The 10,014-nt window shown below is 39.0% G+C and carries 7 protein-coding genes and 2 pseudogenes; 4 read left to right on the forward strand and 5 right to left on the reverse strand.

The features are described 5' to 3' along the window. Positions 1-8: 8 nt before the first annotated feature. From MHM87_RS10570 to MHM87_RS10580, 3 genes are all read right to left on the reverse strand, one after another. Entirely contained in the window at positions 9-2,201 is a 2,193-nt protein-coding gene (locus tag MHM87_RS10570; protein ID WP_239259009.1) for a polysaccharide biosynthesis tyrosine autokinase, read from the reverse strand. Positions 2,202-2,228: 27 nt separating this feature from the next. After that, on the reverse strand, positions 2,229-2,690 hold the full coding sequence (locus tag MHM87_RS10575; RefSeq protein WP_239259011.1) for a polysaccharide biosynthesis/export family protein: 462 nt from the start codon (positions 2,688-2,690) through the stop codon (positions 2,229-2,231). Between the two features lie 83 nt (positions 2,691-2,773). Further along, on the reverse strand, positions 2,774-3,979 hold the full coding sequence (locus MHM87_RS10580) for an outer membrane beta-barrel protein (protein ID WP_239259013.1): 1,206 nt from the start codon (positions 3,977-3,979) through the stop codon (positions 2,774-2,776). A 631-nt stretch (positions 3,980-4,610) separates the two neighbouring features. On the opposite strand from MHM87_RS10580, the gene MHM87_RS10585 reads away from it, so the two are divergent. Both MHM87_RS10585 and MHM87_RS10590 read left to right on the forward strand, forming a co-directional pair. Further along, on the forward strand, positions 4,611-6,065 hold the full coding sequence (locus MHM87_RS10585) for an undecaprenyl-phosphate glucose phosphotransferase (protein ID WP_239259015.1): 1,455 nt from the start codon (positions 4,611-4,613) through the stop codon (positions 6,063-6,065). 218 nt (positions 6,066-6,283) lie between these two features. Then, positions 6,284-6,523, forward strand: a complete 240-nt coding sequence (locus MHM87_RS10590; RefSeq protein WP_239259017.1) for a hypothetical protein — start codon at positions 6,284-6,286, stop codon at positions 6,521-6,523. A gap of 80 nt (positions 6,524-6,603) precedes the next feature. Here MHM87_RS10590 and MHM87_RS10595 read toward each other — a convergent pair. Beyond that, a pseudogene (locus MHM87_RS10595) lies at positions 6,604-7,497 on the reverse strand (IS110 family transposase); the annotation flags it as partial. Between the two features lie 527 nt (positions 7,498-8,024). Between MHM87_RS10595 and MHM87_RS10600 the strand changes: the two are divergent. Next, positions 8,025-8,933, forward strand: a complete 909-nt coding sequence (locus tag MHM87_RS10600; protein ID WP_239259019.1) for an acyltransferase family protein — start codon at positions 8,025-8,027, stop codon at positions 8,931-8,933. A gap of 333 nt (positions 8,934-9,266) precedes the next feature. Continuing rightward, a pseudogene (locus MHM87_RS10605) lies at positions 9,267-9,637 on the forward strand (glutathione S-transferase N-terminal domain-containing protein). Between the two features lie 112 nt (positions 9,638-9,749). On the opposite strand, the gene MHM87_RS10610 reads toward MHM87_RS10605, so the two are convergent. Further along, positions 9,750-10,014, reverse strand: a 265-nt coding sequence (locus tag MHM87_RS10610) for an integrase core domain-containing protein (protein WP_239259020.1), incomplete at its 5' end; no start/stop codon positions are given.

Genomic DNA, 10,014 nt, shown 5'->3' on the forward strand with positions numbered 1-10,014 from the left:
AATTTTTCTTAGCTGCTTTTCTGACTGGTATATCCATATTGGTCATAAAATCCAGCGTACCTTTGTGCTACATCTGATTTACGCAAGTTTACTTGATTCAGTACCACCCCATCAAGACGGTGGCCCACTTGCAGGAATCGCGATAAGCCATTATTGATTACTTTGTCACTTGTACTGTCAGCCCTAACAACGTAAATAACAGAGTCACAGGAGTTTGCTACGATCATAGAGTCGCTCACTGCCTGCGTAGGTGCCGTATCTACCACCACATATTTATACTCAGACTTAAGCTTAGTAATAAGCTCTTCAAACCCCTTGTCTGCTAATAACTCTTGTGGATTTGAAGGGATAGTACCGGCTGAGAGAATATCAATATTTGACTCTTCATCTCGAACCAAACATTCCTCAAAACTATGCGACTTCAATACAAGATTCGCTACACCAGGTTGATAGCTAGGAATATTAAACTGTTTGCCTATACTTGGTCGACGTAAATCAGCATCAATTAATATAGTCTTATCTAGCTGACCCAAAGCAAAAGCTAAGTTAATCGCCACTGTGGTTTTTCCCTCTTTGGGCACACTTGAGGTGACCAAAATTGCTTGATTTTCTTTGTCAATATTCAATAACGAAAGGCTAGTTCGTAATGTTCTAACCGCTTCGGCAAATTGATGTTTCTTGCCATCGAAAAACGTACGAATAGGTAGGTCCGTCTTTTTCTTGTGAGCAAGCCAAGGGATCAACCCAAGCATGCGCTGCCCTAACTTCTTCTCAACATCATCTACAGAACGAATACCACTGTTAAGCGTTTCCATGACAATGGCTAGCGCAATACCAAAGCTCAAACTCACCACAAAAGCAGCAGCAATAAATAGCTTTTTATTTGGTTTAGAAGGCGTATAGCTAGGTAGCGCAGTGTCGAGAACACGCGCGTTGGCCGATTCTAAGCCACCAAGCTCGTCTGTTTCTTTCAATCTAGTAAAAAATGAATCGTAAAGCTGCTGGTTAATATCTACTTCTCGCTCTAGAGCCTTGCGTTTATTATCCAGTTCAGCCAGTGACCTGAACGCAGCTTTAGACGTTTCGACTTCTTTCTGAAGTTGAGCCACTTTTTGTTTCGAAGATTCATACTGAGTCGTGATACTGCTTATTAAATCCGTAATTTGGGTATTTAGCGTATCTCTAATTGCTGTCAATTCAGCATTGGCCGCTATCATTTTAGGATGCTTCGGACCATAGACCTTACTTAACTCACTAACTCTTGTTAATGCTTTACCTTCGTCTCTTCTAACGTCCCTTACAGCAGGGTGATTCAAGACTTCAGGTATTCTGGCCACATCTTCAATAGCTTTACTATCTTTGATTTGGTTAAAAATAACACTGTTTAACTTAAGCTCTACTTCCGCTTCAGAAAGCTGAATATTGAGCCTTTCTAGTTCGTCTGACGCAAGACCGACTACACCATCAATATTCACAACCTGATTAGTTTCATAAAACCTTACAAGATTGCGCTCAGCAACATCTAACTTAGTTTTCAAACCATCAATACTGTCAGTAAGAAATGATGTAGCCTTAGCTGTCATATCTAGTTTAGCTTGAAGGTAGTTTTCGATATAAACTTCTGCAATAGTGTTTGCAATAAGCGCAGATAAGGTAGGCTTTTCAGTAGTTACGGATATTCTGACTAACTGAGTACCTTTTAATAACGATACATCTGTAGCACTCATAAGTAGGTGAGTGGCTTTTCGCTTTAACTTAACAACTTTTTGCTCTTCAGTTAGTTCTACTTTCTCTTTTTGAGGTAGAAATGGAAACATCTCAGCCAAGTCAGAAACGAACGATGTTTCATTTTCCTCGGGCATAAAATCAGCGTTGTCATACAAGGAGAGGCTTTCGACCGTTTTTTCAGCAATTTGACGCGACTTCAACACTTCAAACTGCGTTGCCATATAGTCTTTGCTTTTAGTGTCTATCCCGTATACTTCTTCAATAGACACCACGTTAGCCTTTTCTGCCTCTATTAACAGAGTTGTAGAAGATGTGTAAAGGGGCGTCATCTTCATTACTAAGATAGCGACTAACACTGTAAAGGCGATAGCCAGAAGTAATATCCTTAAGCTGTACCGTTTAATGATTCCCAGATAGTGCCCTAAGTCAATGAGCTCGTTATTATCTGTATCTTCCGTAATTTTTACTGCCATTTAGTTAGCTCACAAAATAGTTATATTTTAAAAGAAACGCTGGTTTACAGTTACGATATCACCCGGTTGGATCATATCTGTAACCGAGACACTAAATTCAAACTGTTGCCCATCGGTCTCGCGTACTATAGTAATTTTATCCCTATTTGCACGCTCCGTATAACCACCTGCCAACGCAGCAGCTTTGTTAACAGATAGCCCTGGCTGGTATGGATAACCGCCGGGGCGCTTTACTTCACCGTCTATAAAAAACGGGCGATACTCAACAATTGAAACGGAAACGGACGGATTTACTAAGTAATCTCCTAAGAGGCCTTCGTAAATTAAGCTCTCCACTTCCGCAGCGGTCATACCTACAAGCTTTAATTCTCCAAGAAATGGGTAATTTATAGTGCCGACATCGGGCAGGCGAATTTCCATTGAAAGGTCATCCTGACCAAAAACGCTAATGTTTATTCGGTCGCCAGAACCAAGCTGGTATTGGCTCATGCTTAAATTCCCTTCTTGAGCCCAAGCAAAAACACTCCAAAATATGGCTAGAGTAAGGAAAGATATTTTTTTTATAATGCTTATCACAATGTAACCTCAGCTGACACACCGACCACACTTTGGTCGAAATTGATTGCTTCCCTATTACTGTCTCTGTCTTCAATTCTGTAAAACAGTGAAAAGCTTAACCACCTTCTAGCTTCATAATTCAAAGACGCTGCGTAAATAGACAATTTGTCATCTCGATTGGTAAAGTCTTCATCATCAACAATATATTCATTGTTTTCTCTTGCGTACCGCAAGCTACTACTTAAGCGTTCAAGCCATTGATGTGTCCAAGATAATCTGTAGTTTCTACCGCGGATTAAACTACCCTCACCATTGGTTTCATTAGTATCTGCGGAGGTAGAGAAGTTTACGGTTGAGTATGTGAGTGGTTGCCACTCGATACCTACTTCCCAATCGGTTCCATAGAAATTATCACGGTTACTTGCCGCAAAATCTTTTTCTTTATAACCGATTTTTGCATAACCAGAAGTTGCTGCCGTATTTTCCCACGCAATACCAACCAAAAGACGGTTCTCATTACTTTCTAGAGAGTTTTCAAGCAGGTTGTTATCGTAACGTATAAATGAGCGTGTGAAATCGAACACTAATTCAGTAGAGGGGGCAATTTGATAATTGAACTCGGCCCCAATCCTATTGGTCGCCCTGTCTCTGATAAGGTACGCAAATTCATTACGATCGTAATCTAAAGTGGTTCTATCTGCTTTCAATACCACTTCACCAGCTGAACTTAAACTTCCGTACGTATATTCAGCGCCGTAGTACATACTTTTATAAGTATCAGGTGTGGTTAAGTCACTCCCGCCGCCTAATGAGAACCCCGTACCTCGGTCCTCATGGCCGTCTTCGTATCTTAAAATTGCATTGATTGCATGACGACTGTTTAACTCATAATCGGTAAGTGCTTCAACAAAATGGTCAGTATAGTCATCTGCACTACTTGAAAAGAAAGTACCGCGCTCCAACCGATAACCAAATTGCACCGGGTTTCCGTCAACCTCTGTGGCTGCAATAATTTCAGGTGATAGAATTGAGCGCCAGCTATATATTTTTGCTTGCCCGTCGGTTGCACGAGCAACGTTGTCTACGTAGCTCATGGAAGTGTTAAGAGAAGGTATAATGTCAAATTGCCCTGCTTCAATCCTTCCTTGTTGTTGAGCTGCTACAGAATTGGCAACGCAAATAGCAACCAACGATAGCAATAGCTTGTTCTGATATTTCATTTCCTTTCCCTACTTTCACTTTGCTATTCAAAATAGCTTAGATTTGCCTAAATGTTTTTCTAAATAGTATTCAAGCCCAATAAGACTCAATAGAGCGCTTTTCCCTACCATCGGCATATGGGCGACAATATATTTTTCGCTAAAACGCTTATATAAAATTCGATGTAAGGAAGAAGTTTAACTTCTATCTAATTGATTTAGCTTCAACCCAGACATAGCTAGATTCATGCCATAAAAAACATAGCTAGATTCATGCCATAAAAAAACACGCTAGCATCAAATTGTTTCAACTTTATTTTCAATACCAAGTTTCACAGCACTTTAAAGTAATGCTAATGATACCAACATTCAAAAGACCATAAAGCTTATTTTGTAATAAAATTACAACAGAGGTACTATATACTAATGCTTAATCATATAGTCATAGGTTTGTTCCGCTATTAGAGGCATCATTTCTTTACTGATCCGACTGTATGTAGGCATATATTTTTCTTTTGTAGGCACATTCTTTGCTACAGGAACCATACTGTTTATCAGTTTGTAACTTTTAGATGCCGTTTGTAGCTAGAACTGGTGAAATTAAAGTAAGCAATTTAACACCTTTTACCTTATCGATTTAGAGACTTTCTCAATGGACAATCAAGCAGAATCTAATAAAGTTCTAAAATCACACCCTGTTGATTCTAACGCCAGTGACGGCCTTGCAGTGCGAAATAAGAGTGGCTTTTCAACACTTTACCGACTTATAGACTTATCATTGGTAACACTACTCTATTACTCGTGCGCCGCATACTTCGAGTCTATTATCGACCCTACTAGTCTGATTCTTTTATTCGTCAACGTGATTTGTTTTCAAATATCCGCTGAAGGTGTTGAGCTTTATCGCTCGTGGCGCGGTCATCGCACACCGGAAATGCTAAGAGCTGCTGCAATAACGTGGGCGCTAAGTATTCTAGGTACCTTAACGATAGGTTACTTTTTTGTTCAAAACATTAATACCCCTCCCCTTGTGGTCTTAGCTTGGTTTGCGACATCGTTTGTCGGCCTGATTGCTTGGCGTTTCGTAATGCGTAAATTCCTATTTCATATAAGAAAAAGCGGAATGAATTCTAGGCGTTCAATTATTATTGGCGCAACGCACCTTGGAGCAAATGTTGCACTTCAGATACAGCAAAATGAACACCTTGGAATTCGATTTAACGGTTTGTTTGATGATAGAGATACGAGTCGACTTCCTCATGAAATGCAAAATACCGTATTAGGAAACATCGAGCAGGCCATAGAAATGGCTAAACGAAATGAAGTTGATTACATATATATTGCACTGCCTATGAGCGCAGAAAACAGAATACGCTCAATTTTAGAGCAATGCAGTGACACCACAGCAAACGTTTATGTAGTTCCAAATTTCTTCATGTATAACCTACTTAACGCCCGCTGGCAGACGGTAGGTAATGTCCAAGCACTGAGTGTTTACGATACACCATTCCAAGGTGCTAGTGATATTCTAAAGCGGCTCGAGGATATTGTCTTAAGCTCGCTTATATTAATGCTGATATCTATACCCATGCTTGGCATAGCTGCGGCGGTTAAGCTTACTTCGAAAGGCCCCGTGATATTCAAGCAAAAACGCTACGGATTAGATGGAAAACAAATCACAGTCTATAAGTTTCGCTCAATGACTACACAAGACAATGGTGCAGTTGTTAAGCAAGCGACCAAAAACGATGCACGTTTGACAAAAATTGGCGGTTTTTTGAGAAGAACCTCTTTGGATGAACTCCCGCAGTTTATAAATGTTCTTCAAGGCAGAATGTCAATTGTAGGCCCTAGACCACACGCGGTCGCTCACAACGAGCAATATCGCAAGATAATCACAGGTTACATGTTACGCCACAAGGTTAAACCTGGCATTACTGGCTGGGCGCAAGTTAATGGTTTGCGTGGTGAAACTGAAACAGTAAATAAAATGGTTCAGCGTGTAGAATACGACCTAGATTACATCCATAGGTGGTCGGTTTGGTTTGATATCAAAATTGTATTCATGACTGTTTTCAATGGCTTTATTAATAAGAATGCTTATTGATAATACTCACTAAAGTTATACAAAAGCGCCGCTCTCGTTCCTCGCTTTGCTTTTTGCTGCCGGTGATGTGAGGCGTTATGCATCAGGATTAAAGTGCAAAATAAACTCTTTTTTGTGGCTTTAATATTAATAGCCATTTTTTCGTTCTTAGCAGATAAATATTTTACGCATAAAAAAAGAGCTCAGAATACGTAGATGCGTTAGTTACGACTGTCAATTTGTCTTCAGATCGTTGGAATGAAATCCAGCTTCTTACTGTTTTATATGCGGCCTCATTCCAGGACAAAGAAACGGCTAACTTTCAGTATATTCTTGCAGTGTCGCTCATGTTTCGTGACGATATTCGGCTGAGAGATTTCTATAAAAATGACTATGGTTTAAACACCGGAACTTACAGTACCAATAACGCCGTTATTGAGTCTTTAAAAAACATGGATTTAAAGAGTGCGCTAATCTAGAAGGCGCAGATTTAGTCCACTGCAACCTAAGTGTTTTAAAGAATAATGCATAACAAACTACTATGGCGTCAACTCTAAATTTAAACTGTTGTTTCTTCCCACATGACGCCATCTCTTACCATTGGATTTAAGATAATCACCATCTTTCTCACGCAGGCGATTATGGCAACTTTTTTCGGCTTTCCCGCTTCAACTAAGCGCTCGTAAAACGCCTTAAATTTTTGATTGCACTGCATGGCTGACATCATCACCATAAATAGAACGGTGCGGGCTTGGTGACGCCCACCTTGAGTAACTTACTTACCCTTATATTTACCGCTTTCTTTTTTCATCGGTGCGACGCCAACAAGTGATGCTACTTTTTGCTATTCATCAAACCAAGTTCGGGTAAATAACTAATTAACGCTGCGGTTGATATTTTTCCTATGCCTGGCATACTCTGCACAAGCTCACTCTTGGCTCTGTAATCCCAGGCAGCTTTCTATCAGTTTTGCTAGCTCATCGTTCATCTTCTCTATTTGCTTTTTCAAAAGAATAAGCATCGCTTTAATGTTGAGCTGAATGGCCTTTGACATTATCTGCAGACGATTCTTTTCCTTAGTTTGCATCTCTATTAACTGGTTTCTACGTCTAACAATATGTGCCATCTTCTGCATATTCTCTGGCTTCAGTCTAGATAGCTTAGGTTGTATTACTTTACCGAATTGAGCTATTAACGCCGCATCCAACTTATCGGTCTTAGCTCTTCGTCCTATAGCACCTGCAAAACGTTTTACATGAACTGGATTGACTATACTGAAAGGTATATTCGCCTTTGTACAGGCACTAACAAAAAGTTCATCATAACGAGCCGTAGATTCAATTACTACGCGTTCGATATTCAATTTTTGAAGACGTTTCATCGCCTCTGCTGCGGCTTTCTTGTCATTACTGACTTTGAAATATTCATTCAGTGGACGAATATGAATATCGAGGAAATCTTACTGGTATCAACGCCCACGTTTTATGTTTTGCACTACGGTTTTATTCATAATAAGCTAACTCTGGTTTGCTAAATGCGAGCTCGGGGCCCAGTTGACTGTTCGAGTATGATGCTTGGAGTGCCGTGTAGCGTTCGAGTTTGTTATCCGTCTCTCAAATGAGGAGCCACCCAATCGCCGAACTACTACACAGCCAACTTTGGTTGCAGCCAAAGTCTGGGCCTAACTTTACCCATCTTCGAAAAGGAATGTCGGTGTAACTAGGGAAGAATTATCCATACAAGCCAATTAACTCACTCACTTCGTTCGCTGGGACGCATACACGCGGGGCGGCTGCGCTATTATGCCCCACATGTCTGCGCCCGTTATTGGAAAGTTAGCATCAACAAGGAATAAAATTTATGCAAAAGCAAATTTGGGTAGATTATTTACGTGTTTTAGCAATATTTGCGGTTGTAACAATTCATGCAACTTCTTTCATCTACAGTGATTTTAATAAAATCCCTAATGACGACTGGTGATTGGCAAATACCTTAAATGGTTTGTCACGTTTTTCTGTACCTATGTTCATTATGATTTCAGGGTATTTACTACTAGGTCATGATATTGGCACCAAAGATTTTTATATTAATCGAGGATTTAGAATAATTCCTGCTTTAATTTTTTGGTCAACATTTTTTGTGGTATTTGACTTTTTTTTTAGAGACAAAACCATTACTGCTTCCATTTTGCAATTAACAGTCGGCTTTATAGGCAATGGGAAGACCTACTACCATCTCTGGTATCTAACAATGTTCATTTGTTTGATGATGTTTGTACCATTTATTAATCATTACATCATAGGTGAGAAACCACAGATAGAAGACTATTATTACTTGATAGGTATATTCGCGTTTTTTATGTTTTTGAATCAAGCATCTTTTGTTGCAAAAGAACTATTTAATGTCACTATAACTTGGTTTAAAAGTTTCCCATGGTATTTAGCTTATTTAATATCTGGGTATTTTATAGGAAATTACTATGAAAAAATAAAAGTTAGCAATAAGGTTGCTGTAGCATCACTGCTTTCACTATTAATTATAAGCATTGTTTTAAATTATTATTCTGCATCATTTGGAATTATTAAAGACTCGTTTATATTAAGCAATGCTGGAATAATCAATTTCATTGTTACTTTACTAATATTTTACCTGTTCGCTAAAAACAACAATTTATTTAAAAAAAATGATTTAATATCAAATATTGCAACTGCAAGTTTCGGTATTTATCTAATCCATCCTTTTTTTCTTACTTTATTAAGAATACCAGTTGTTGAGTTTACAGGAGACCTGTCACTTTCAATCCTTATATTATTATTTTTAGCATTCACTCTTTCATTCATGTGTATTTTTCTCTTCAGGAAAATAAAGTATTTCAGACTAATATGCTAATAACCACATGCACTCGGACATCAAAAACGCCGCTCTGCCGCTTTTTTTATGCCTGTTGACGTACCACACCGCGAAACCATTCAATTGAAACTACAATAACAGGTTGTCCTCGCGATGTAAGAAAACCTCTTAATAGGCCTGGCAGGCGTTGCTTGTTGGAAATCGCGTTATCGGTAAGGTTAATTGTTGGATTATCGGTTTGGGTTGTTGCTATTTACTTTATTGCTATGGTCTTACTTCTGGGGCTTATTCGCATTTTCCTTCATATAAGATCCTATATAAAATTTTTGGTATACTGCGTCGCTGTATTTCTTAACCTTAAAAGTCATAAAATTGAGCTTATTCATTTCCCTAATTCGCAACGCACTCGGCGGTTTTATCGCCTTGTTTGATTTAATTACTCGCGGTACAAAATCAAACGATTGCCACATGAACAACATCAGATTGGAAAAGCCGTACAAGAATTAACACTTTATCAATTTTTTGCATGTCCTTTTTGTATTAAAACACGCCGAGCTATGTATAAAATGAATTTGCCTATTCGTAAACGCAGCGTATCGAGTGGGTCTCCGTATCGTGATGAATTAGCACAAGGCGGAGGAAAAGTGAAAGCCCCTTGCTTACGCATACAAACTCCTGAAAACGACATTTGGTTGTACGAGTATTCAGAAATTATTAAGTATTTGCAGCAACGCTTTCAGTAAGTTATTTATGCTAGTCGCTTAAGGGCGTTCAAAGTCAGCTACATGGTAAATACCATAAATAGAGTGATTTATCTGACCCCCAATGACCCGTCCTAATATAGGTTGACAGTTATTAGGCCAGCTCTCGAAGCTGGCCTTTTCTATTATGCACTGCGTTAGGCGTTTCCATATCTAATACTAAGTGCGGTCTCATTTCATTGTAAATATTGATTGATTCGGTAACGAGTATTTTCAACTCTTCGATTGTTTCACATCGGTAGAGTAAGAACTCTTGCTTAAGTATACCGTTTATTCGTTCTGCTAATGCATTTTGATAACAGTCGTAACCATCTGTCATTGACGGCTGGATCCCATTCGCATTCAACTCATTCTGGTAG

This window comes from Alteromonas sp. Cnat3-28 (genome assembly GCF_022348265.1).
Taxonomy (GTDB): Bacteria; Pseudomonadota; Gammaproteobacteria; order Enterobacterales; family Alteromonadaceae; genus Alteromonas; species Alteromonas macleodii.